The sequence below is a fragment of the Lewinellaceae bacterium genome (genome assembly GCA_020636105.1).
Taxonomy (GTDB): domain Bacteria; phylum Bacteroidota; class Bacteroidia; order Chitinophagales; family Saprospiraceae; genus BCD1.
This window is the reverse complement of record JACJYL010000001.1, coordinates 68498-93618: the sequence shown is the minus strand read 5'-3', so window position 1 is coordinate 93618 and position 25121 is coordinate 68498. Positions and strand designations below refer to the sequence as shown.

The 25121-nt window shown below is 43.1% G+C and carries 14 protein-coding genes and 1 pseudogene; 4 read left to right on the top strand and 11 right to left on the bottom strand.

The genetic code is table 11. The features are described from left to right. Both H6571_00325 and H6571_00320 read left to right on the top strand, forming a co-directional pair. On the top strand, nucleotides 1-3057 hold the full coding sequence (locus H6571_00325) for an efflux RND transporter permease subunit (GenBank protein MCB9322160.1): 3057 nt from the start codon (nucleotides 1-3) through the stop codon (nucleotides 3055-3057). A gap of 5 nt (nucleotides 3058-3062) precedes the next feature. Then, the gene (locus tag H6571_00320) at nucleotides 3063-4394 is read left to right on the top strand and encodes a TolC family protein (protein MCB9322159.1); all 1332 of its coding nucleotides are present in this window, start codon (nucleotides 3063-3065) and stop codon (nucleotides 4392-4394) included. A 69-nt stretch (nucleotides 4395-4463) separates the two neighbouring features. Here the strand turns inward: H6571_00320 and H6571_00315 are convergent, their stop codons facing one another. Both H6571_00315 and H6571_00310 read right to left on the bottom strand, forming a co-directional pair. Beyond that, on the bottom strand, nucleotides 4464-5231 hold the full coding sequence (locus tag H6571_00315; protein ID MCB9322158.1) for a class I SAM-dependent methyltransferase: 768 nt from the start codon (nucleotides 5229-5231) through the stop codon (nucleotides 4464-4466). A 168-nt stretch (nucleotides 5232-5399) separates the two neighbouring features. Beyond that, nucleotides 5400-6656, bottom strand: a complete 1257-nt coding sequence (locus H6571_00310; protein ID MCB9322157.1) for a TIR domain-containing protein — start codon at nucleotides 6654-6656, stop codon at nucleotides 5400-5402. Nucleotides 6657-6996: 340 nt separating this feature from the next. Here H6571_00310 and H6571_00305 point away from each other — a divergent pair. Continuing rightward, a pseudogene (locus H6571_00305) lies at nucleotides 6997-7515 on the top strand (transposase zinc-binding domain-containing protein). A gap of 261 nt (nucleotides 7516-7776) precedes the next feature. Here H6571_00305 and H6571_00300 read toward each other — a convergent pair. The 4 genes from H6571_00300 to H6571_00285 all read right to left on the bottom strand — a co-directional run bounded on the left by H6571_00300 (nucleotide 7777) and on the right by H6571_00285 (nucleotide 15341). After that, nucleotides 7777-9624, bottom strand: coding sequence for an AIPR family protein (locus H6571_00300; protein ID MCB9322156.1), 1848 nt, complete (start codon nucleotides 9622-9624; stop codon nucleotides 7777-7779). An 86-nt stretch (nucleotides 9625-9710) separates the two neighbouring features. Further along, a complete protein-coding gene (locus H6571_00295) occupies nucleotides 9711-11252 on the bottom strand; it encodes an acyl-CoA carboxylase subunit beta (protein MCB9322155.1) in 1542 nt (513 codons plus the stop codon). 141 nt (nucleotides 11253-11393) lie between these two features. Next, on the bottom strand, nucleotides 11394-13625 hold the full coding sequence (locus H6571_00290; GenBank protein MCB9322154.1) for a tetratricopeptide repeat protein: 2232 nt from the start codon (nucleotides 13623-13625) through the stop codon (nucleotides 11394-11396). A 48-nt stretch (nucleotides 13626-13673) separates the two neighbouring features. Further along, the gene (locus H6571_00285; protein ID MCB9322153.1) at nucleotides 13674-15341 is read right to left on the bottom strand and encodes a choice-of-anchor B family protein; all 1668 of its coding nucleotides are present in this window, start codon (nucleotides 15339-15341) and stop codon (nucleotides 13674-13676) included. 263 nt (nucleotides 15342-15604) lie between these two features. On the opposite strand from H6571_00285, the gene H6571_00280 reads away from it, so the two are divergent. Next, the gene (locus H6571_00280; protein MCB9322152.1) at nucleotides 15605-16804 is read left to right on the top strand and encodes a pyridoxal phosphate-dependent aminotransferase; all 1200 of its coding nucleotides are present in this window, start codon (nucleotides 15605-15607) and stop codon (nucleotides 16802-16804) included. 160 nt (nucleotides 16805-16964) lie between these two features. Here H6571_00280 and H6571_00275 read toward each other — a convergent pair whose 3' ends face one another. From H6571_00275 to H6571_00255, 5 genes are all read right to left on the bottom strand, one after another. Further along, nucleotides 16965-17846: an alpha/beta fold hydrolase gene (locus tag H6571_00275; GenBank protein ID MCB9322151.1), complete on the bottom strand. Its 882-nt coding sequence runs from the start codon at nucleotides 17844-17846 to the stop codon at nucleotides 16965-16967. A 90-nt stretch (nucleotides 17847-17936) separates the two neighbouring features. Further along, entirely contained in the window at nucleotides 17937-21491 is a 3555-nt protein-coding gene (gene smc, locus H6571_00270) for a chromosome segregation protein SMC (GenBank protein ID MCB9322150.1), read from the bottom strand. A 132-nt stretch (nucleotides 21492-21623) separates the two neighbouring features. Next, nucleotides 21624-22028 carry a 2TM domain-containing protein gene (locus tag H6571_00265; protein ID MCB9322149.1) on the bottom strand — a complete coding sequence of 135 codons (405 nt, stop codon included), beginning with the start codon at nucleotides 22026-22028 and terminating at the stop codon, nucleotides 21624-21626. 15 nt (nucleotides 22029-22043) lie between these two features. Next, nucleotides 22044-22916, bottom strand: a complete 873-nt coding sequence (locus tag H6571_00260; protein MCB9322148.1) for a cation transporter — start codon at nucleotides 22914-22916, stop codon at nucleotides 22044-22046. A gap of 18 nt (nucleotides 22917-22934) precedes the next feature. Beyond that, nucleotides 22935-25040: a hypothetical protein gene (locus H6571_00255; GenBank protein ID MCB9322147.1), complete on the bottom strand. Its 2106-nt coding sequence runs from the start codon at nucleotides 25038-25040 to the stop codon at nucleotides 22935-22937. Nucleotides 25041-25121: the final 81 nt, after the last annotated feature.

Genomic DNA, 25121 nt, shown 5'->3' with positions numbered 1-25121 from the left:
ATGAATTTATCCTCCTTAAACATAGAAAGACCCGTACTTTCATCCGTATTATCTATTGTTATTGTCATTTTTGGCATAATAGGATTTACCTTTCTTGGAGTTCGGGAATACCCATCCGTTGATCCACCCATCATTTCAGTTGTGGCCAACTATCCAGGGGCGAATGCCGATGTGATGGAGTCTCAAATTACAGAACCGCTGGAAGAAAGCATCAACGGCATTTCAGGCATCCGTACCATTACTTCGGTATCAGCGGATGGCCGTTCTACGGTAACCGTGGAATTTGAACTGGATGTTGACCTGGAGGCTGCTGCCAATGATGTAAGAGACCGGGTGTCGCGTTCCATAAGTTCCCTGCCCCCTGATGTTGAGCCCCCGATCGTGAATAAGTCAGATGCTGATGCAACTACCATAATGGCCTTAACCATTCAATCCCAGAATAGAAGTTTACTGGATTTGACCAATATGGCTGACAAGATGTTCAAAGAACGTCTGCAAACAGTTAAGGGTATTGCCAATATAAGGATTTGGGGAGCCAAAGAATACAGTATGCGGCTTAGTCTGGATCCGACCAAAATGTCCTCACTGGAGATTGCACCAAATGACATCAGAATTGCATTAAGCAAAGAGAATGTCGAGCTTCCTACCGGTAAAATTGAAGGATTTCGCCAGGAATTAACGATTAGAACTTATGGGCGCTTAGAGACTGAAGAGGACTTTAACAACCTGATTCTTGCCGAAAAGGAAGGTACGATCATTCGGCTGAAAGATGTGGGCCAAGCCAGAATAGAAGCCTTAAATAAGAGAACCTTACTTCGGGGGAAAGGAATTATCCCCATGGTAGGGGTGGCGATCACCCCTCAGCCCGGAGCCAATTACATCGAGATAGCAGACGACATCTATGAGCGGGTGGCGGCCATTGAAAAGGAATTGCCTGAAGATGTCAAAGTGGGGTATGCTTTTGATAATACAGAACCTATACGGGCGGCGATTGAAGAGGTTAAAAACACCATTTTTATCGCTTTTGCCCTGGTGGTACTCGTCATCTTTTTGTTCTTGCGTGACTGGCGCACAACGTTCATTCCGGTAATAGTCATGCCGATATCCCTGATTGGTGTATTTTTCGTCTTGTATGGTATGGGATATTCCATTAACATTCTCACCTTGCTCGGCATCGTACTTTCAACAGGATTGGTGGTTGATGATGCGATCGTCATGCTGGAAAATATCTATCAGAAGATCGAAAAAGGAATGGAGCCATTAAAGGCGGCGCATGAAGGGGCCAAGGAAATATTTTTTGCCATCATTTCTACATCGGTCAGTTTGATCGCTGTATTCATGCCGGTTGTTTTCCTTTCAGGACTATCCGGGCGATTGTTCAGAGAATTTGGATTTGTCGTGGGAGGAGCGATTGTCATATCTACTTTCATATCCCTGACCCTGACCCCAATGCTGGCTTCCAGACTGTTGAAAAAACGCGAAAGACACAATAACTTTTACCAGGTGACAGAGGTCTTTTTTGTTAAGTTGACGGAGGTCTACCAAAAAACACTGGCAAAAACCATAAAAATTAAATGGCTTTCTCCCCTTATCATCCTGGTGGCTTTGGGAACCATTTACGGGGTCTTTCAGAAAATACCGAGTGAGTTGGCACCGATGGAGGACAAAGGTCAGTTTAGGGTCTTTTCCACAGCTCCTGAAGGAACGAGTTACGAATTGATGATGGATTATATGACCTCCATTTTAGAGATAGTAGATACCCTTTCGGAGCGTGACGCCTATATATGTGTAACATCGCCTGGGTTTGGTTCCTCCACTTCGGTAAACACCGGGTTTATTTTCATGAATCTTGTCAATGCGCGGGACAGAGACCGGAGTCAACAAGAGATCGTGGCTGATTTGTTTCCCAAAATTGCCGCAAAGAATTTTGCACGATCATTTATAATCCAGCCACAAACCATTGAAGTGACCAGAAGTTTTGGGGGCCTGCCGGTTCAGTATGTTATACAGGCGCCAACATTAGAAAAACTGAAGGACGTCATCCCTGAGTTTATCAAAAGAGCGGAAGTCAATCCTGCTTTCAGTGTGGTGGATATCAATTTGAAATTCACAAAACCGGAATTGACGATTACCATTGACCGGGATAAAGCACGAACGTTAGGCGTTTCCGTTAAGGATGTGGCCGAAACCTTGCAACTGTTGTTTGCCGGGCAACGATATGGTTATTTCATCCGTGACGGAAAACAATACCAGGTTATTGGGGAAGCTGCCAGGAATTACCGTGATGACCCCATGGATATTTCAATGGCTAATGTGCGGGCTGAAAATGGTCAGTTAGTCAAATTAACGGAGGTGGTCAATATGGAGGAAACTTCCTCTCCACCGCAGCTTTATCGTTATAACCGATATGTGTCGGCTACCTTAAATGCCGGGTTGAATGAAGGATACACCATTGGGGATGGCATTGCCGAAATGGATAAAATAGCGGCTGATTTATTGGATGAAACGTTTTCAACTTCATTGGCCGGAACGTCCAAGGAATTGAAAGAAAGTTCCAGCGGACTTTTATTTGCCTTTGTTTTAGCTTTAATACTGGTGTTTTTGACGCTTGCCGCACAATTTGAATCCTATGTCGATCCATTAATTATCATGCTGACGGTGCCTTTGGCATTATTAGGGGCTTTGCTGACCTTGTATTTTTTCGGACAAACGCTCAACATCTTTTCGCAAATCGGGATTATTGTTTTGGTGGGTATCGTCACTAAAAACGGGATCCTGATTGTGGAGTTTGCCAACCAAAAAATGAAGACCTCCAAAACAAAAACGGAGGCCATTTTAGAAGCATCGACTTCCAGGTTGCGCCCCATCTTGATGACATCCATGGCTACGGTTCTTGGAACGCTGCCTATTGCTTTAGCCCTTGGCGGCGCTTCTACTTCCAGAGTGCCTATGGGCCTTGTCATTATCGGCGGATTGTTATTTTCATTGGGATTAACCCTGTACGTCATCCCGGCAATGTATTTATTAATTTCCCGGAAGAAACCACAAATGACATAATTGAGATGAGCAGACATAACAAACTTTTATACCCATTTTTATTTGTGCTGATGTTGATGAGCATTTCCTTTCCGAATGTCACCCAGGCACAACAGGTTCAAGGCTTGAAAGAAATCATCCAGATCGGACTGGATAATAATCTTAATATCGCCATTACGAAAATTGCCAAAGAAAGAGCCACCATTAACACAGGAAAAGGCGCCGCCGGTATGCTTCCCAGTGTAAATTTGGACGCATCTGGATCCTATGCGATCAATAACGCAAACCAGGTTTTTCTCGATGGTCGTGAAAATTCAATCAAAGGGGGGACTAACTTGTCGTTGAACGGTGGGGTTCGTATGGATTGGACGATTTATGACGGAAAGAGAATGTTTGCCAGAAAAGATATTTTGGATATTGAAAATGACATCGCTCATATCAATTACCTCAATCAGCAATTGGTTTTGAAGGCACAAATTACGGAGCTTTACGAGTTGATGGTATTGCAAAAAAGGCATATTGCCATCCTGGACGAAAACATTGATTATTTGTCGGATTTCCTAGAACTCACCAAAGCTAAATTAGACATTGGTTCGGGTACGAAATTAGATGTGTTGCAAGCCAATACCGACCTTAACGAGTTGACAAACAACCGTGACCTGATGGTTTTACAATACGAGGTCACCCAGACTGAACTCAACACCCTGCTCCATCGCGATGCCAATGAACCGATACAGGTGGATACACAATTTTTGGTGGTGAATAAAAATATAGATCCTGCGTTTTGGGAGGAAAATGCCCGAAAGAACAATCTTGATTTACTGTCTGCCAGGAAACAGAATGAGATCACCCTAAAGCAGGTGGATTTGGCCAAAGGCGGAAAATTGCCACAAGTCAATCTCAATGCAGGGCTCAATTATGGCTTCCTGAATTCCACGACAGGATTCCTTGTGAGCAACATCGCTTACGGTCCTTACCTGGGCGTTACCGCCAATTATAATCTATATGATGGCAAGCGGGTAGAGCGGGAAAATCAAATTGCCCAACTCAATGCAATGGAAGCAAAGTTATCCACGGAAACGCTGACGAAAAGCATTGAGCATGAGCTTCAAACAGAGCAGCAAAATTATAACTTTAAACAAGCATTGTACAATCGCGAACTTGAAAACCTCGACATGGCTAAAGAAAACTTCGATCTGGCCCAACAACTATACACCAGTGGCCGAATCACACAATTTGAATTGCGACAGGTTTTTTTACAACAGTTAAGCATCAATCAACGGCTCATTCAGGCTGAATATGACAAAATTATGGCCTATGTACGATTGATGCAACTCTCCGGCCAGGATTGGTTTTAGGAGCTGAATTTATATTAAGGTAAGTTGCGAATTTAGAAAAATTTAACCGGAAGAATTTAACCGCAGGTTTTAATGGTTTCGTTTTAAATATTTCACCCAATTCCCAAAATAAATGGTTTTCGTGACCTTGTTGTCTTCAAAAAATGGAGCAAGTTCTGTATTCAGCCAATCTTCAACTTCTTCGTAGCTGCTCCCTTGTTTTATGGCCGCTGTAATATTGCTTTGAGTGGTAAAATACAGCATTAATTTTTCCTTTGAAAAACTCACTTCATTATTAAAACTCACTTCCTTTTCGAGAATAAAATGGCTTCTTTTTAAGTTCCCGTTATCCCAATCATAATTATTATTCCTCACAGGAGAAGGGAATCGCTTTAGATAAACATTCGGAAACCAATGTTTGAAATCTTCATTTTCTTTCATCTCGGAAATAAAGAAGTTATCATAGATAACGAGGTAAGCATCATTTTTCAAAAGCCGACTGGCTTCCAGCAGAAAGTCATCTATGTTGAACCAGTGAATAGCAGAACATACGGTAATGATATCAAATTCACTATCCGGAAATGGCTGGTTTTCTGCCGTGGAAACAGAATAGTTAATCCTATCATTTGAATGGGCAAACCTCAGCATTTCTTCGGAGGAGTCTGTTCCGAAAATATTATCGGCAATTTTCAATAGCGCCCTGGTTGATAATCCGGTCCCACAAGCTACATCTAAAGCTTTGTCAAGTTTATCCTGAATACCCAAATCCTGCTTTACTTTCCCAATAGTATTTTCATGGAAGTCTGGTCTTCCACTTGCGTATCGTTCGGCGGTGTTTTTAGGTTGAAAATAGTTCATTTGATTGGTTCTTTTGTCGGTTTTATTTGAAGATAACGGTCCGCGCATGCGCAGCCTAGCCTTCACAAACGTCTTTTCAGAGGTTTAACGTGGCGTAATTTAGGACTTTTCAACCGAAGAATCAACGTTGTGGCTGGGTTGACGTATGCGCATTGTTATCGGCAAGTGTTAATTATCTAAAATGATTTTGATTTCTCCAGTACTATCGTTTATTAATACTGAAGAACTTCCAATATCTTTATTTTCTCGTAAGGACAAAGCCATTATTTGAATTTCTCTTCCTCGCTCAAGATTATTTTCATAATATATATAATATCCACCATAAGACATTAATCCATCATAATACCTAGGGTTTATCTCTAGTGATTTCAGTATTAAACTTTTTACTTTTTCTTTATAAGTGTAGGTTTTACTTTTCATATCCATCATCACATAGCAACCACCTAGATTATTATACCCTTTTTCATTTCTTGGATTTATCTCTATTACTTTGTCTGCATATTCAGCCGCTGTTTCATAGTCACCAAGTATATTAAAATAATAAAGCCCAATATCAAGTAGAGCTCCTTCATTTTTAGGATTAATTTCTACTGCCGCATGCAACAACTTGATAGCCTCTTCTGGTTTATTGAGATATGCCAAATATAGTTCTCCTAATCTAAATAATGACTCAGAATTATTTTCATCATGTTCTAATGACTTTTTATAGTAGACTTCAGCCCTTAGGTATTCTTTATTTAATACTGAATTATGAGCTCTAAAGTAGTATGTAAATGTGTTCGGGGCATATTTCTCTTCATATTCATCTAAAGCAATCATTTTTTGTTCATCATTCTTCAATTTTGAAATTTCTAACAATTTAGACAAATGACTTATTTCATTAATTCCCATTCGATCTAATAATGGTCTATAATTATCATTTCTAAGTTCGTCTAAATTTTTATTTAAAGAATCAGATAGAAAATCTAAAATCTCATCAATTTGATCATAAATCTGGTCAATTAACTTCAATTCTTTAAAAATGGATAAAGCGTTCATTGGTTCTAGTTCTGCTGATTTATCATTAAGCATTCTCTTTTTTTCTTCCCAATACTTTATGTATTCTATTTTACCATTTACGTCATAAAACTTAGTAGGCTCTACTATTATTGGGCAGATTTTATTCCTATAATCGATATCCTTAAAAACTGAAGTAAGCTCATACATACAATTTTTACTTTTTAGATAATCAGGGCTAATTAGTGCAATAACAAAATCACTGAATCGGATAGAGTCCATGAACTCTTTTAAGCTTCCCGTATATTTAATTGAATTTTTATCTCTAATTATTGGAATTCCTGCTGTACTGAAATCTGTTTCTATTACATCAGTATATTTGGAGTTACTCCACGCATATGAAACGAATATTCTAGGGTGATTATCCATACAATTTTAATAGTTATTGATTGTCTTTTGGGGCATTGCCGCCAACGTTTTGCAGCTATAAGAAGTTGGCGATTTTCACCACAAATGTTGATGCGGAGAACCAAACTTTGATTAACCACAAAACTGTCTGCGGAGCACTGAACCGCCAATTTCTTATAGGTGCTGTTGAACGAACCCGCTTACGCGGGAACTCTTCCAAAACTCCTCCAAGATAACACTTTTTGACCTATCTTTCCAATTCACTAAAAATGTTTATCATGTCAAAAAAAAGCAATAGTTTCCCATCGGGCTGAACTACAAGAGGCATTAGACCAACTCGCCGATCATCTGTATCCCCCCACACCTCCGAACGTTACGGGCTTTGGAGCAGTGCCGAACAGCCGCGCTTGGCGGCCACATCGACTATTGTTCTGCTTGTGAACAAGTTTTACGAGTGAGTTACAACTCTTGCCGCAACCGACACTGTCCCAAGTGCGGAGGGTTGGAGCGCGAGCTGTGGATACAAGCTCGCGAACGGGAACTCTTGCCCGTAACTTACTACCATGTCGTGTTCACCATTCCTGAACAGCTCAATAGCTGGTGTATCTACAATCCCAATTTTTGCTACGATTTACTCTTTCGGGCTGCATGGCAGACTTTACAAAACTTCGCCGCCGATCCAAAATACCTCGGAGCAGCTACCGGCGCTACAATGGTACTGCATACCTGGGGACAAAGCCTGAGTTTACACCCCCATGTACATGCCATTGTCCCCGGTGGAGGAATAAACAAACAAGGGAAATGGCAAGCACCCAAACGAAAGTCCGGTTTTTTGTTTCCTGTCAAAGCGATGAGCGTTGTCTTTCGGGCCATTTTCATGCCTGGCTACACCTGAAAAGCCCCAAACCATAAATATAACTCCTTAATAATCCGGTTTTCAAAGAACGAATGTAAAAGTTGCCTATAAAAACAAGCTAATGCAGGCCGTTGCTTTTTCCCATTTAGTCCTTTACCCCAATCAACCAACTTTTTCAATCCCCATAATATCCTGCTGAAAGGGCGGGTGCGTCCAACATAGCCCAAAAGCTACGGCCGTCGGCTGCGCCTCCGCCTCGCTTTGGGGCTTATTTGTTATAGCCTTTTATTTTCTGTTTTTCACAAACCTCGCGATTCTTGTGTCTAGTTCTAATTTACGTACTGCACTGGGAATGGACTCTTTTTTATTACCGATAAAATTTTTGACAACCTTTTCAAAATTATCGATTGCATCTAAAAAATGTGCTTCTAAATTATCATTCAATTCTTTTTTAATTCTATCCTCATTTGCTATTATTCCTTTTTCACTATAGTTACTTTTTAATATAGAACTCAGCAAAAAACATCCTAAATGAAATTTCCCATATGACATCAATGTTTTTTGGTAGGAGTCCATTTCTCCTGTGTATTCTTTGATGATTTTATTGACATATATATCCAACTGAATAGGAATGTAATACAAAAGGTAATTTATTGATTTAACGTTTGGCGCAGGAAAAACATCGTCATAAGATGAAATAAACATGCTTTTAGGTCTTGTTCTAACTTGAGAAGGTTTAAGTAAAATATGAGAGGTGTACAATTGAAATAACTTCTGAATACTGTAGATATTCTTTTTTCCTTGATTCCTCAGTTCATTTATTCTTCGTTCATAAGCAACATCATAGTCTTCAAGATATTTTTCGATTAGTTTTTGTATGTCATCATTGGCTTTTAAAGAAAATGCCTTTATTGGTGTTTGGGAGTTTGTTGTTTCAGTAATTCGATAAATTAAATCATCATTATTAGTCTCGATTATCTTTACCAATAAACTTGTTTCTTCGTTGAATTGAAGAAGATTTTTTTGATCAAATTCTTCGGCTTCTTTTCTAGTTAAAGTATTTCCTTCTTCAATTTTTTTGTTCAATTCAATAATTCGCTCTTTATTTTTTACTGCAGCATATATTGCATTAGATGTTTGACAGCCATTTACAATTTGAAGGTTATGCAATTTGTATTTATTATTCGGTAATTCTTCGACTTTACTACATGTCATTGTTAATCCATTATTGTAACTCCAGAAATATTTAGCTTCTTCTTCATTGGCACTTGTCTCAAGTATTTTTGAATTCAAATCGCTTCGTTTGAAATAATCACGGATGTTTGCTTCAAATATTGATGATTGATGTTTGCGAACAAGTTCGGCAATTTCACCACCGTTAATAATACTGATATAACCATTTAGCTTATTTTTTTTGTCTGTATCAGTGATATATTTAAAAGTTTTTTGATACTCGACAATGTCAACAATGTTTTGATGCTTAAATGGCCCTTTTATTAGGGATTCACAATCAGTGATTACTATACTGGAATTCGTATAGCCATTGTTGTTAAGTAATAAGTTTAAGCTTTCTAATTCATCTGTCAGTATTTTCTCAGAGTGAATGTTTTTCTCAATACCACCAAAAACAACATGACATAATATTGAAATATTTTCACTGGGAAAATCTCTAAATAGAATATTTTTAATTTCATTAAGTACACTCATTCGATTGAAAAAGTAGAAATTATCGTCTTCAGAAATACTTTCATTTATCAAAACCTTTTCAATTCCCCCTTTAAATTTCAATAGATCAGCTTGAGCGATTCCTGTACCCCTTTTAAACTGAAAAAATTGTATCTTAAATTTAGTATCTTCATTATAATCTTCAACCTGTTCTGGTTCTTCTAGGAAATCATTTGAAGCAGTTATATAAACTGCATCAATTCCAAAATCATACTTCTCACCTTTGTATGAAGAATCAACGATGCCATTTTCAATTTCATCAACCTCTTTATCTTTGAACATATTTGTTAAAGCATAAAGCATGAATTCAGAGCCTCTTAAAATATCTCCTTTTTTATCTTTCAAAAATTCGGAATAATTTTCTGCATTTTTTTCAATGCTACTTTCTAATACTTTAAATATGCTCATAAGTTTAATTTGTTTATTGGCTATACTTAGTTACATAGAAACCTTCCCACGTTTCCATATAACTTTTGTGAATCTCCGCCCCTCCCCTACAAAGGAATATTCCCATGTTTCTTCTTCGGCAATTTGGCTACCTTATTCGACAGCATGGCAAAGGCGCTGATCAGCTTCCTCCGGGTATCTTTGGGGTTGATCACCTCATCGATAAATCCCCGGGAAGCGGCCCGGTAAGGGTTGGCAAATTTATCCTGGTATTCTTTTTCTTTTTCGGCGAGGAAGGTATCCGGGTGGTCACTTTCCTTGATCTCTTTCCTGAAGATGATCTCTGAGGCGCCTTTGGCTCCCATCACGGCAATTTCGGCGGTAGGCCAGGCATAGTTCATGTCGGCCCCGATATGTTTGGAGTTCATCACATCATAGGCCCCGCCATAAGCTTTGCGGGTGATGAGGGTGATCCGGGGCACGGTGGCTTCGCTGAATGCATAGAGCAACTTGGCGCCGTTGACGATGATGCCGTTCCATTCCTGGTCGGTCCCGGGCAGAAAACCCGGTACATCTACGAGGGTCAGCAAAGGGATATTGAAGCAGTCGCAAAAGCGGACGAAACGGGCGCCTTTTTTGGAACTTTCCACGTCGAGCACTCCGGCCAGGCTGATCGGCTGGTTGCCCACAATGCCGATGCTGCGTCCACCGAGCCGGGCAAAGCCGACAATGATATTTTCAGCGAAATCCTTATGCACTTCCATGAAACTGCCTTGGTCCACTATGCCATTCACCACATCCCGCATATCATAAGGATGGTTCCTGTTTTCGGGAATGATCTCCAGCAGTTGCGGTCTTTCCTCCTCTTCCAAAACAAAGGGAATATCGGTGGGTTTCTCCTCACAATTCTGAGGCATATAACTGAGCATCCTTTTTACCTTGGCCAGGCAATCGAGATCGTTTACCGCCGTAAAATGGGTAACACCGGATTTTATGGCATGGGTTTTGGCGCCGCCGAGTTCTTCTGCCGTCACTTCTTCGTTGGTAACGGTTTTCACGACGTTCGGGCCGGTGACAAACATATAGGAAGACTGTTCCACCATGATGGTAAAATCCGTCATCGCGGGGGAATAAACGGCACCTCCCGCACAAGGGCCCATGATGGCAGAAATCTGGGGAATCACCCCGGAAGCCTGTACGTTTCGGTAAAAAATATCGGCATAACCACCTAAAGACTGGACGCCCTCTTGTATCCTTGCCCCGCCGGAATCATTCAGCCCGATCAAGGGAGCGCCATTCTGCATGGCGAGATCCATCACCTTGCATATTTTTTCGGCATGGGTTTCTGATAAGGATCCCCCGAAAACGGTAAAGTCCTGTGAAAATACATACACCAGACGGCCCTCAATGGTTCCGTAACCGGTCACTACCCCATCCCCGAGGACCTTTTGTTTGTCCATTCCGAAATCACTGCTCCTGTGGGTCACCAATGCACCGATTTCTTCAAAGGAGCCTTCATCCAAAAGGAAGTGTATCCGCTCCCGGGCCGACAGTTTTCCTTTTTCGTGCTGGGCATCAATACGGGCCTGCCCTCCGCCTAATTTGGCTTCTGCCAGTTTGTCGTTAAGTTCTTGTAATTTATCTTTCATGTATAATCTGTTTCTGAGTTCGCAAATAGAACATCCCGTACCGTTAGGTCGGGATGTCATTACATTCCCTTTGCGATCACTGCGCCTTCTTTGCGACCATTGCGGTTAAATAAATTGACATTATTCTTTTGTCCTTTAACATCATTGCACCTTAGCCGCCGCCTGCCGGTATCTTTCTGCACTGGCCGCATCGCCCATCTTCTGATAGAGGTCGGCCGCCAGGCTGTAAGCATTTTTAAAACGCGGATTGGCCGCTACGGCCTTTGTGGCATACGAAACCGCTTCCACGTAATTATTTTTCTTATCGTAAACCAAAGCGAGGTAATAAAAAGCTGTTGCGTTTTTAGGGTTGATCCTTACATTTTCCTGCAACATCTGATCAGCGGTATCCAGGTCGCCTTTATTCAGGTAAGCGACGCCAAGCATCAACAGGGCGGTTTCATTTTCCGGAGCCAGTTTGAGCATCTCCTGTCCGGCAACAATAGCCTCATCCAATCGGCCTGTGTTGAGGTAAGCGCGCAGCAAACCGCCCCAGGCCAGTTCATTGTCCGGGAAGGCCTGTACCTCCAGGGTAAATTGCTCAATGGCTTTGGTGAAATCATTTGCTTTCAAGGCTTGTTCTCCCTGGAAAGCATAATGATTTTCATCTTTTTCGATGGTGGTCAAGACCACAGAATTGGCTTTTACCGAATGTATGGATTTGCTGTTGGGCCAAAAACCCGCACGCAGTTGTGGCCCTCTAAAGAACCGGGAAGGAAAAATTCCATAATCCCAACTGGCCGTATATCGTTCACCGAAGCGTACATACCTCACTTTTACTTTACCGGCATAGGAAGGATCGAGTTGCCGGGAAACATTGTATTGGAAGGTCGTCCCGATGTAAAGGGTATCTTTCATGTTTTCACTAAGTATCCCTTCTTTTTCCATCCAGCGGATGGCCTGTTTGCAGGAAATGCCCCAATAATCAGTTTCATAATTGCCAAAAGCTCCCTGGATGCCCCCGCCGATAGGGTTGAAGTAAGTATAGGGATAAGCGGGATTTCGGGCGATAAAAATACCGGGGATCAGCATCAAAATACCCAGGATGGCCCATATCGCTTTTTTTGCCGTAGCATTTTCTGCAAACAACTGCTCCAGGTGGGCCCAGAACAAGGAAGCCAGGATCACCATGGGAGGATATATAAACAACAGGTGACGCCATCCGTCATAAAGGCTTGATCCTTTATAAACAATATAGAGCAAGGGAAAAAACACCGCGAAATAAGCCAGTAAAACCGCTACCCTGGAATATTTTCGCAACAAGGCCGGCAATACCGCGAAACTACCTAACAATCCTATCAAGGTAAAAAGCGGAATGGTCTTGGCAATCCACAACCCTCCGTAATACCAGGGTGTAGTGTCCGACATCACGTTGTCGCCCTGGAACAACAAGCGTATGGCCGTCCCGAATTTCGAAAACTCCGTCAGCGCTTCCAGGGGAAATTTGATGGGGGAAACCAGGGCCGCGGGCCAAAAGAGGACGGCAATAATATAACCAATGATGGAGGTCCCTCCGATATAAATCAGGTATTTATAAATCATTTTAAAATTCGTCCCTAAGCCATTCAGGCCATACCTGGCCAAAAAATCTATGCCGGCAAATAATCCGGCGTAGGCGATCACGAGCAAACCACCGGCTCTCGTGCCCAGGGCGATGCCTACGCCCAGGGAAAACCCGAGCGCCTCCCGCCAATCGGGTTTGGGCATGTGTTTGAGTATCCGGATGAGAAAATAAAGGCTTATGGCAAAACCGGCCGCATAGGGAATATCTTTGGGATTCATCGTTGAATGTCCCAGGAAACGCGGCGATAAAAACATCAAAACCAGGGCCAAAATGCCTGCCCGCCATCCGGCGATTTCTTTGACAAACAACCCGGTGAAAAACATGGCAAAAAAACCAAAAATGGCAATGAGCATCTGCCGGATATTATGGTAAGCGGGGTCGTACTCCGTGTATCCCAAAATGCGGTTGATTCCGCCAGCCATAAGTTCATAAAACCCACCGTAATACTGCATGGGAGCCTGGCTGGTTCCTATATGAACGTTCTCCAGCGCCGCTTTGTCTTTTCCGAAAGTGGTATAAAAATTGACGATGTTCTCAGAATATTTGACCTGGTAGGAATCATCGGCATTGATCCCGGCGCTGAAAGACAGTAATATCATGACCACGACCACGAAGGCTGAAACACCCAGAAATATTTTTCTGTAAAAGTTATCCTTGGGATCCTTATGATCGATCCATATCTCTTTCTCTTTTTGGAACGACTCGGTTTTGGTTCCCGATGACTTCTTATTTTTTTGTATTGGTGGTTTACCGCTTTTTTTCCTACTCATCTTGTAAGGCTTATGTTTTGACCCGAAAGATATAAAAAATCAAGCCTTTTATTCAGAAATGATCATTTTTTGTAAGAATGCCGTGCGATCCCCTTCCTTCAAAACAAAAAGATAGGTTCCTGGAACCAAAGTTTCGGTAGGTATGTTTTTTTCAGTTTCTCCCGGGACAAAATCGAGCGTTTCAAGGAGTTTCCCCTGAACATCAAACAGTTGCAGAATCCAATTAGCTCCGGGCAGGATTCCTTTGCTTTCGAACCTGATGGCCGTTCCTGCTTTGGTCAGCGTTGGAAAAACGGAGAAAGCCCCCGGCGACCAAAAATCGAGGGACCTGGAGTCCGAATAATTAGCCTTGCCGTCGAAATCTACTTGTCGTAAGCGGTAGTAGTTGGTTCCGGGCTCAGGCTTTTCATCGTAAAAAAAATATTTCAGCTCCATCTGGGAATTCCCCGCCGCGACCACACTGCCGATGGTCGAAAAAGATTGATTATCGACACTTCTTTCCACGTAAAAAACAGCACTGTTTTCTTCATGATTCGTCTTCCAGGCAATTCGTGCGGACTGGCCATCTGCCCGGGTCACGGCAAAGTCTTTCAGGCCCACCGGCAAAGGATTAGACAATTCTAAAATAAACAACCCGTAGGTTTCATCAGAGGCAATGATCTTTCCGGAGTCAAACAATGGATAGATGCCCCAGTCTCCGTCGTACCCGCCATAACCCGTATTATCAGGATAGGTATCAAAATAAGCTACCCGGGTGACATTGGTGCGATCGGTGATGTCAAACACCTGTACCCCATCGTGATAATAAGAAATATACACGTAATTGCCTTTGATAACAGGATTATGCGCAATGCTGTTTAGTGGTGTGGTCCCCAGCAGGTTGGAATAAAACAAATTGTTACTGCTCACGGATAAATTGGAAAGATTGGTTGCATCAATGGCCTTGATTTTTCTTCCATGGGATTCATCACAAAAAACCAGGGTTGTCCCGTCCTCGCTCAACCAACTACTATGGTTGTAACCGCTGTTGATGTAGCCAGTCAGGTTGCCCAACTCCACCGGGCTTGTCGGATTGGTCATGTCATAGACGTACAGGCCATTATTGCCATGGGAACAATAAACAATATTATCCCTTGCATAAGCATCGTGAATATAACCGCCGTTGAGGTTCGGGGCGCCCAACAAAATGGGATTTTCAGGGTCGGTCGCAATATCAAAGATCATAATGTGCCCGGAACCTCCGCTGGACCCCAAAACATACAACCGTCCCTGGGCCTCGTCAATAAAAATGTTGTGCGCCCTGTTGAAAAATGAATTGGACTGGTACACTTTGGCAACCGTACCGGGTAAACCGCTCATGTCAAAAATCATCAGGCCTTCCGCCCCCTGATCAGCAACAGAATAGGCATGATTGCCGTAGGTTTTTATATCACGCCAGATACTCGACACCCCGCCGGCAAAACTGGCGATCTCCACAGGTGCCCCTGGATTGGTTATATTGATAAAATGTACTTTTTGAGCCGAACCGATAATGCCGTATTCCCTTCCGGAAGGATCCGTATATCCCCAAACATCATTAAAAATAAGGCCCTGATAAACAGGAAGGGAGGGATCCGTCCAGTTACCCAGCAAATTCATGTTCCAGGAATCATTTTGAGCCCGTACAAAGGAGGTAGAGACCAAAAAAAGCAGGCCCAGATTTACTATGATCTTCATTAAAGTAGATTTTGCAAAATATTATTCAAATAATCGGCGCCAAATTAGACAAATAGTTTCATGGATACAACACTTCTAAAAATATTGCTTTTGCAAAAAACTAAAATTGTCGGCCAATAGGTCTTTTAATAATTAGATATTGCAGGAACAAATGTGTTTTTGAGACTGTAATTCAGGGTGAAAAAAAGCGGGCTGTTCTGAAAAAAAGAATTACTTTTGCCCCCTCTTATTTACCACTTTTCAGAAGCCACAACTCATAAAAAATGAGCAAAGAAATCGTATCAAAGCGCCTTGAGGAAATGGAGGAATCCGCCACCCTTAAAATGTCGCAGCTGGCCCGTGACCTTAAAGCACAGGGACATGACGTTATCAATTTAAGCCTTGGGGAACCCGATTTTGACACTCCCGTACACATAAAGGAAGCCGCCAAGCAGGCCCTGGATGATGGGTATACCAAATATACTCCCGTTCCCGGTCTGATCGAATTGCGTGAGGCCATAAAGACTAAGTTCAAAAGAGATAACAATCTCGATTACAATATCAATGAGATCGTAGTTTCCAACGGAGCCAAACAGAGCATTGCGAACCTTTCCCTTGCGCTGTTGGACGAAGGCGATGAAGTGATCATTTTGGCCCCTTACTGGGTGTCATATTTTGAAATCATCAGACTTTCCGGAGCGACGCCGGTTTTGGTGAGCGCCGGTATCGAGCAGGACTACAAGGTGACTGCGGCCCAAATCGAAGCCGCCATTACCGACAAAACAAGGTTCATCCTCTATTCTTCTCCCTGCAATCCTACCGGTTCGGTTTATAATGAAGCAGAACTCAGGTCTTTTGCGGATGTGATTGCCAAATATGATGATGTTTACATCGTTTCTGACGAAATTTACGAATACATCAATTTTGGAGACAAACACATCAGCATAGGTTCTTTTGAAAATGTGAAGGACCGCACCATCACGGTGAATGGTTTTGCCAAAGGATTTGCCATGACCGGATGGAGACTCGGATACATGGGCGCGCCAAAATGGATCGCCGATGCCTGTACCAAGATCCAGGGACAATTCACCTCCGGTGCCAGTTCTTTCGGTCAAAAAGCCGCGGCCCACGCGCTGTTGTCGGACCTCACCCCAACCTATAAAATGTGCGAAGCCTTCAGAAAACGCCGGGATATGATGATCGCAAAACTCAGCGAAATTCCCGGTTTCAAGGTCAATATGCCCAATGGCGCCTTTTATATTTTCCCGGATATCAGCCACTTTTTCGGCAAAAGTGATGGACAAATGACCATCAACAATGCGGATGATTTTTGTGAATACTTATTGCACAAAGCCCATGTAGCCACCGTTTCAGGCGGTGCCTTCGGAGCGGACAATTGCTTCAGAATTTCTTATGCGGCTTCCGATGAACAATTGATAGAGTCTGCAAAAAGGATCAAGGAAGCTGTGGCCAGGTTGAAGTAAATTTAGCGTCAGAACCGGGATTTGTTGGATCAGGGCTTTCTTGTATGAAAGAAAATCCGTCTAAATTCGTCAAATTCGTTCCATCCGTGTTCCATCGGGACTATTTAGAACACGGATGGAACGGATAAAACGGATTAAGCCCACTTTGAACACCTGAAACCTAAATACTTTCCAACAAAACCTTCCTCACCAATTCATAATGCGACCAGGGCAAAAAATGATTCGCACCCTCTAATACAATGGTTTGCAGCAATGCAGCAGGAATATGATCCTCGCTGAATTTTACATTGGAAAACGGCGCCAGCATATCCTTTGTGCCATGAATATGTACCATGGGCACTTTCAGGTTTGCCCACCCTCCTTTCATCTTTTCCAGTTCGGCCGCATGGGCAAATTTTTCATCAGCCGAAACATTGATGGCTGCAGGCAACGTCCAGCGGGTAAGTTTCCACTTGGCCAGGTAAGCCATATTGAACATGGGTTCTGTTTCCGGCTCATTCAAGGGAGCCAGCATGATGACCTTATCGGCTAGCTCGGGATAATCCATGGCGAATTTTGCCACGATGGGCCCTCCAAAAGAATGACCGCAAAGAATGACCTTTTTATGGGGAAACTGCTCCACGATAAATTTAATAAACGCTGCCTGTTCCCCAATCCCGGGCACAGATTGTCCATAATGCGAATAGCCATAGCCAAGGCGATCCATGGAAACCATTCTCGCCTTTGAAAGCAGCAGGCTATCAGCCAAAAAAGCTTTATGATCTGACAAAGACCCCGGGGCTCCATGTACAAAAATGATGAGCGTACTGTCGGGGGCTTCAGATCCTTTGGTTTCAATAAACCGAACCGGAGCGCCCTGGTATTCGACATGATGAATGACTACAGGAACATGCTTTTCGGCGAAATATTTTTCAATTTTTTTATCCGATTCCCTGAAAGGCATCAGGAAATGCATAGCAAAAAAAACAAATGCCAGAAGAATAAAAAAAACAATACCAATGATCCTGAGCACTTTGCGAAAGCGGGTTCTGAATTTTGACATGATATGAAGTGGGTTGTTCGAATATTTCAATATCAACACATAGAATGGGGAAAGGTTTCAGGAGTTTTGTTGGGTTCAATTATTTTCTCCCTACCTGCTCACCTCAAAAGTAGCCTTATGCTCAAAATCCCGGAAATCGACGGGACTGACGCCTGAAACGCCCTGTTCTGCCATATACACTCCGTAGATAGTATCTACCGAAGCCATGGTCAGTTTGTTGTGAGTCACGATGATGAACTGGGATTCCACGGAGAATTTTTTGATGATCTTGTTGAACTTGAGTATGTTGGCATCATCCAATGGCGCATCTACCTCATCGAAGATACAGAAAGGGGCCGGTTTCAGCAGGTATAGGGCAAACAGCAGGGCGATGGCCGTGAGGGTCTTTTCTCCTCCTGAGAGCTGGCTGATGGTTTGTGGACGCTTGCCTTTTGGCTTGGCGACGATCTCGATCTTGGACTCCAGCGGGTTATCTGGTTCGAGCAGGATGAGATCGCAGTTGTCATCCTCGGTAAAAAGACTGCGGAATACATCGATAAAATACAGCCTGGCTTTGCTGAAAGAATCCAAAAACTGGATGGTGGCGGTCTCTTCGATCTCCTTGATGGTGGCGATCAGGGAATCCTTAGCCTCGACGATGTCATTCCTTTGTTTAGTGATGGAATCAAAACGACCTTTCATCTCGTTATAGGCTTCCACTGCCATGGGGTTGATCTCCCCGTAATTTTCCAGACGGCGTCGCATCCGGTCGACTTTCATCTCCAGTTCTTCAGGATCCTGGTTGGGATCTTCGGGGTCCTGGTTGATGATGGAGTTGATATCCATTTCAAACTCGATCTTAAGGCGCTGGGCTACAGAGCTCACCTGGAATTTGATATCGGTATATTTTTCCTTAATCTGGTTGATGAGGATTTGTGCATCCTGTCGGGCGCGACCTGTCTGACGGAGTTTATCTTCGATCTCATTGATGCCGCCACGGCCACTGAAATACAATTGCTCCACCTCCGTCAGGGAGGATTCTTTTGCTTTACGCTCCTCGTATTTGGTCAGCAGGTTATTTTGCAACTCATCAATTCCTGACTGTATCCGTTTGATTTCCTCACTATTTTCCCTTAACTGACGCTGATTGGCATCCAAGGCAGTAAGGGTTTCTTCCAATTGCTTCTCCCTGAAAACCAATTCTCTTTGTAACGCTCCTACCCTATTTTGCTGCTGAATGAAGGCAATATTTTTTTGGTTGAAATTCGCCGATGCCGTACTGAGTTCCTCTGCCACTTCCCGGTAAGATCCATCCATATTGGCAATCTGGTCTTTCACGCCCCTGACGATATTCATTTTTTCCTCCAGGTCCTTATCTATGCTGATATTGGAAGCCTCAAGGGTCTTGATCGCCTCACTTGATTTTTGGAATTTGGCATCTGCTTCAGCAATGAAGGTCTGGAAATTTTCCAGTCGCGTAGCCAGGGAAATACGTTCCTGGCTCAATTGGTTCAGCGCATTCCGCTCCTGGTGTATTTCGGGATTATGATTCCCTGTTTTCAGGTGATCAATTTTACTTTTCAGATTATAAAAAGCAGTGGAGAACTTATTCTCTTCCCGCTCAAGTTTTTTGATGGATGAATCGAGTATTTCGAGATTTTTCTTGCGCCCGATCTTTTTTCCTTCAAATAAACCGACCGATCCTCCTGATACGCTGAACTTCCTGCGGATGAAACTGCCACTTTTCGAAAGAATGGTCACATCCTCATCCATATCGTGGATTTCGAACTGTTCATTATCCGTAATCAACACATTTTCAAGCAAATAACCGCACAATCGGCGATAATTCATATCCGTCTCCACCAGGTCAATGGCATGTTTTGTCCCCGGAAGCATCTTCATAGGTGCCTCGTAATGAGCAAAAGCATCCAAAATAAAAAAGTTGGCCTTCCCTTTCTGGCTCCTGCTCAATAAGCGGATGGCCTGCTGGGCCTCTTCCAGGTTTTGAACGACATAATAGTTCAGATATGGCTCTAGAAAATTCTCTATGGCAATTCTATATTCTTCCTTGACATAAATGATGTCGGAAAGCAGGGGCGTATCTTTTTTCCACTCCTTGCTTCCACTTAAAAAACGGATGGACTCCGGAAAACCTTCGAGGTTTTCGATCATGCTCTGAGTCAGTTTGAATTCATTGCGCTTGGAATCCAGTTCCCTGTTCACACGGGTCATGGTCTTCTGAAGCGTATCCAGTTCCTCTTCCGTCAGGCGGATTTCTTCCACACGACCCGCTTCGGCTTTTTCAAGATTCTCCAGCGATTTGGCTTTCCCCTCTTCTTCTTTGCGAATGGCCTCTATTTTCAATTTAAGGGAATTGACTTCTTCTACCCTCAACTCTATATCGAGTCTGTTTTGTTCGATGAGCCGCTGGTAATTTTCGATCTCATTGGCATTGACCGCTTTTTGTTTTTCCAGGGAAAACAAGGCGCGTTCGGCCTCTTGCTGACTATTGACAATGTCGTCCAATTCAGCTTTTATGGAGCCGTGGCTTTCTTTAACCTTTTTCAGCGCCAATTCTGTTGCTTCAAGTTCCTCCTCCAGACGGGCTTCTTCTCTTTTTGACAAATTGAGTTCTGAACGAAAATGCTCAATATCGCCTTCCAATTGCGCAATTCTACCGCTGGCAGACTGTATATCCTGATTCGACTTCTGCATGTTTTGTTCGAGAAACTCCTGTTTCTGTTCCATCATGCGTTTGTCGTTCTCCATACCACGAATATGGCCGATGAGGCTGTTCAGTTCACGCTGACTTTCAGACAATGCCTTTTCTTTATCCACATTGGCTTTACGCTCATGTTCGAGTTGGGCTTCCAGTTTCCTGGTCACGACGTCGTATTCGCGGTATTTGTCCTCTTCCTTTTCCAGGGTAGCCTTTAGCTCGTTTTGTTTGACCTTGAGCGAAGCTACCTTAAGGATAGCCATATCAACGCTCAGTTTCTTGTATTCGTTTTTAAGCTCAAAATATTTTTCGGCCCTTTTGGCTTGTTTCTCAAGGGTCTCCAGGTTGGCGTTTATTTCAAACAGCAGGTCCTCGATCCGGTCGAGATCTTCAGTCGTACTTTTTAACTTATTGAGGGTCTGCTTTTTGCGAATTTTGTATTTGGAAACTCCGGCGGCCTGCTCAAACATTTTCCGGCGGGAATCATCCTTGTCGGCCAGGATATCATCGACCATCCCCAATGCGATGATGGCATAGGAATTGGAGCCAATCCCGGTATCTAAAAATAAGGAAGTGATGTCTTTCAGCCGGCAGGCTACACCATTCAGACGATATTCACTTTCACCGGAACGATATAACATTCGGGTAATAGTAATCGACTGGTATTCGGTAGGAAGCAGGTTTTTAGTATTGTCAAAAGTCAGGGAAACCTGTGCCAATCCACCCTGCTTACGCTTTTTGGTGCCGTTAAAAATCACGCTGGACATTTGGTCGAGGCGGAGCTCGCTGCTCTTTTGCTCTCCGAGCACCCAGCGAATAGCATCGACGATATTGGACTTCCCGGAGCCGTTTGGCCCGACAATCCCAATGACGTCCTGCCCGAAGTTGATCTTCGTATCGTTGGCAAAACTCTTAAAACCTTTTATTTCCAGACTTTGCAATCTCATAGCCGGCAAAAATAAGAAAAGATTGGAAGAATGGAAACTTTTATTGTTCTGCTGAGCGTGTTTATTCTGGTCATCAAAAAAATTTAGGACAACGCACTATTTTATTTTTCGTTTGTTGCTCAACTGAATAATTTAAACCAGGTCTTCCTCATCAAACATTTCCTCCCGTTGTTTATCCAGTTCCCTGAGATCAAGGGAATCTTCCTTAAACCCTCCCATGTCCAAAAGATATTTTTTGGTGCGGGTTTTATCCTGGATGCGTCTCAGGCGTTCTATTTCCTTATCCAACTCATCTTCTTCCCAGTCCGGGCTGAGAATTTTCGTTCCGGGAATACCAAAGATGACCGTGTAATGAATGGCCAGACCTAATCCCCAGCATAACATAGGGAAATGAAACCATAAGATATCCGGGGACGTAAACATATTCAAAAGGAACAAAAATATACCTACGGGAATAAATACCCCAAGGTGAACAAAGAACCCCGCTTTATTTTTTACTTTTTTCCTGGCTTTGTCGTAAAGTTGATCTGTTTCCATAATCTTGATTTAATTTTATTCATCCGGCTCCACGTGAATCAATATGTCTGAAATTTCAGGCATTTTAAGCTGTAAATAATTTTTTAAGTTGTGCGCAATACCATGGCCTTCCCTGACACTTATATTCCCATTAACGATCAAATGCAGGTCAACATGATAAGAAAGACCGGATTTTCTCACAAAACACTTTTCTGTATCCACCACGCCTTCCACCAAACCTGCCAAGGCCCTGATCTTACTGATCAGATCATCATGCAGGTGTTCATCCATAATCTCCCCGAGTGCCGGTCTGAAAATCAGGTAAGCGTTAAAAACAATAAATCCTGATGCCATCAAAGCTGCCCAGTCATCAGCCGCTTCATACCCTTCTCCCATGATAAGGGCAATGGAAATGCCGATGAAAGCCATCAAAGAGGTGATGGCATCACTCCGGTGATGCCAGGCGTCCGCCTTGAGGGAAGTACTTCGTGTTTCATCGCTCTTCCTGGAAACGAACCGATAAAAAAATTCTTTGATCAGCACGATAACCGCCAAAACGATGAGGGTGTAACTTTCAGGCATTTCCTGTGGAGAACGAATGTTTTGAATGCTCTTATAAGCAATCACCGTAGCAGATATCACCAGGAAACCCACTACGGCAAAGGTGATCAGGGCTTCAGCCTTGCCATGTCCGTAAGGATGGTTTTCATCGGCAGGTTTTGTGGCATATTTTAATCCCATCAACACCAAAATGGAGGCAAAAACATCCGTGGTTGATTCAATGGCATCTGCCACCAGAGCAAATGAATGCCCAAAAATTCCGGTCAGGCCTTTGGCCAGGGCTAACAGGACATTGCCAAAGATACTCACATAAGTGGTTTGAATGGCCTTTTTGCTATTGGGATTCATTCAACTGATTTATATTTTCTAGCAATTATCCGGCTGCTTGCCGATGCCTGATTTTTCCAACAATTCAGCCAGCCTTTTCTCATAAAAATCGAGCAAAAGGTTAGTGATATTCAATTCTATATGGACACTGCGGTACTCCCCTCCTTTCTCCGATTTCGGATGCTCGTAGGCGCCAATGGTAATGGGAACGCCCATGAAATCGAGCTGCCGTTTCACCGTCCAGGCTCTTGCGATCCCTAATTCCATATTATTTTTGAGGGAGGTGGTCATTTCACGTTCCGTCGTTTTTTCAATGGCCTCCCCATCCCAAAAATGGGTAAATGGAGTACCTTCCGGAATTTCAAGGGATTCCTTATAGCGTGCGCCTCCAAAAGGATGCCCGTCGGTATGGCCTTCCAGGTAAATGAAAAAATCTTCCTTACACCGCATGCTAACTTCACAATATTTCTGGAGCACTTCGGTATCCACCCAGGTAGCTATTTTTTTATAATATTCGGGATCTCCCATTTTTGCCAGGTCGATTTCCTGGCAGAGGTAAGTCGTAATGACATATTTGATGCCGATATTGCCCAGGGGTTCATATTTTACCGTCGTTTGGCAAGGCAATTTATCACTATTCAAATCCCCTTCCATGATCAGGGCAGATTTAGGTCCAAAACGCTCGCGCTCCTCATGGGTTTCCCGTCTGGCTTGTAATACCAGCTCAATATAGCGACACCACCAAACTTTGCGGCTCAACCGCTGCACCCGGCAGGATAATTCAGTATCAAAAGTTAGGTTGTGTGTTCTTTTAAGGTCGGCAATTTTATCCAGGTATTGCTGCCCCTGGCTACAGGCCTCAAAATGTCCCTTGATGGTCCATGATTTCACCTGGGCAATTTTATCACAGTAAAAATCGGCCAGTTGAAAAGCCCCGACGATGGTATCGTTGTTTTGTACAAAATCCTTCCAAAGGAATTCCAGTTTGGAAAGGTCCTGGTCGGCACTGTTCAGCCGGGCAGAAAACTCATTGATCTTGCGGAGGGTGGGTTCATCCAATTGGGGATTGTCGGATTTGCGCAAAGCGTCTATATCAGCCAATCGCTGTTGCCCCTTTTCGCAAAAATTGACCATTCCATCGATGATATAGGCTTTAACCTGGGCTGCCTTATTACAATATTCAAAGCCAAAATTAATGCCCCCGGTCAATTGGTTATCCGGCAAAAAATCGTTCCAGGCTTTATTCAATGCCGTTACATCCCCATTATTTTTGCCCACTTCCTCTTCCAGCCATTTGATCTTATCTGCAAGTCCTGCCTCGATTGGGTGGGTATTTTTGGCTTTCAGGTCATTGATCTTTTTAAGCATCGACTCTCCCTGTCCACAGACATCTGCTGACCCACGAAGCACAAACTCCTTCATGGAAGGAATGGAATAACATTCGATCACGGGAAGTTCAATATCAAAGCCGGGAGAAACCCCTGTATCGAGGTATTGCTTCCAGGCCTTTCCCAATTGGGGTAACCCGGCGTATATCTGCCTCATCACATTTACATTGACCTCCAGGCCGGGCACATCTTCCACTTTTAAAGAGGTAAAATCCACGAGTTTGATCACCCTGTTCTCAAAATCATCTTTTGATTTCTGAATGTTTCCCTCGCAATAATAAGCCGCACTGGTCATATAAAAATACTTGGCCAGGGTTCCTTTATCACAAACCAGCGGAGCATTTTCAATCTCCAGTTCCGCCAGGCTGACATCTCTGGTCTTTAAAAATTTACGCCACAGTCGTTCGACATCATGATAGGCTTTGACTTTAGCAGTAAGGTCATCAAATTTGGGTTTAAACCCATCGATGTAACTATACCCTTCCTCGGTAAAGGAATGGATTTCCTTGATCAGCTTTTCTGCAGCATTTATGTCGCCTCCACAAAAATGTTTGGTGGCATACATAAGCGTATATTTGGCATAATCGATGATCTGATCTTTGGATGGTTTTTTTAATTCGCTGAAATCTATGGTTTTGTTGTCAGCGAGAAATTCCTTCCAGGTTTCTTCGAAATTTACAAATTGTGCATTGACATGGGTGGAAATGAAACCCATCCCTATCATCAGGAACAGGCAAAAACGAATGGTCTTTGTCATAATTTAAATCGGTGTGTTTAGGAATGAGGAAAGCAAACCCTCAAAATTTTGAAAGGATAAAAGTAGGCATTGCAAGGTGAA

Coding starts and splice junctions, on each gene's coding strand:
- H6571_00280 (MCB9322152.1), top strand. CDS start 15,605: ATGAGCAAAGAAATCGTATCAAAGCGCCTTGAGGAAATGGAGGAATCC.
- H6571_00300 (MCB9322156.1), bottom strand. CDS start 9,624: ATGAGCATATTTAAAGTATTAGAAAGTAGCATTGAAAAAAATGCAGAA.
- smc (MCB9322150.1), bottom strand. CDS start 21,491: ATGAGATTGCAAAGTCTGGAAATAAAAGGTTTTAAGAGTTTTGCCAAC.
- H6571_00260 (MCB9322148.1), bottom strand. CDS start 22,916: ATGAATCCCAATAGCAAAAAGGCCATTCAAACCACTTATGTGAGTATC.
- H6571_00320 (MCB9322159.1), top strand. CDS start 3,063: ATGAGCAGACATAACAAACTTTTATACCCATTTTTATTTGTGCTGATG.
- H6571_00265 (MCB9322149.1), bottom strand. CDS start 22,028: ATGGAAACAGATCAACTTTACGACAAAGCCAGGAAAAAAGTAAAAAAT.
- H6571_00255 (MCB9322147.1), bottom strand. CDS start 25,040: ATGACAAAGACCATTCGTTTTTGCCTGTTCCTGATGATAGGGATGGGT.
- H6571_00315 (MCB9322158.1), bottom strand. CDS start 5,231: ATGAACTATTTTCAACCTAAAAACACCGCCGAACGATACGCAAGTGGA.
- H6571_00310 (MCB9322157.1), bottom strand. CDS start 6,656: ATGGATAATCACCCTAGAATATTCGTTTCATATGCGTGGAGTAACTCC.
- H6571_00285 (MCB9322153.1), bottom strand. CDS start 15,341: ATGAAGATCATAGTAAATCTGGGCCTGCTTTTTTTGGTCTCTACCTCC.
- H6571_00295 (MCB9322155.1), bottom strand. CDS start 11,252: ATGAAAGATAAATTACAAGAACTTAACGACAAACTGGCAGAAGCCAAA.
- H6571_00275 (MCB9322151.1), bottom strand. CDS start 17,846: ATGTCAAAATTCAGAACCCGCTTTCGCAAAGTGCTCAGGATCATTGGT.
- H6571_00325 (MCB9322160.1), top strand. CDS start 1: ATGAATTTATCCTCCTTAAACATAGAAAGACCCGTACTTTCATCCGTA.
- H6571_00290 (MCB9322154.1), bottom strand. CDS start 13,625: ATGAGTAGGAAAAAAAGCGGTAAACCACCAATACAAAAAAATAAGAAG.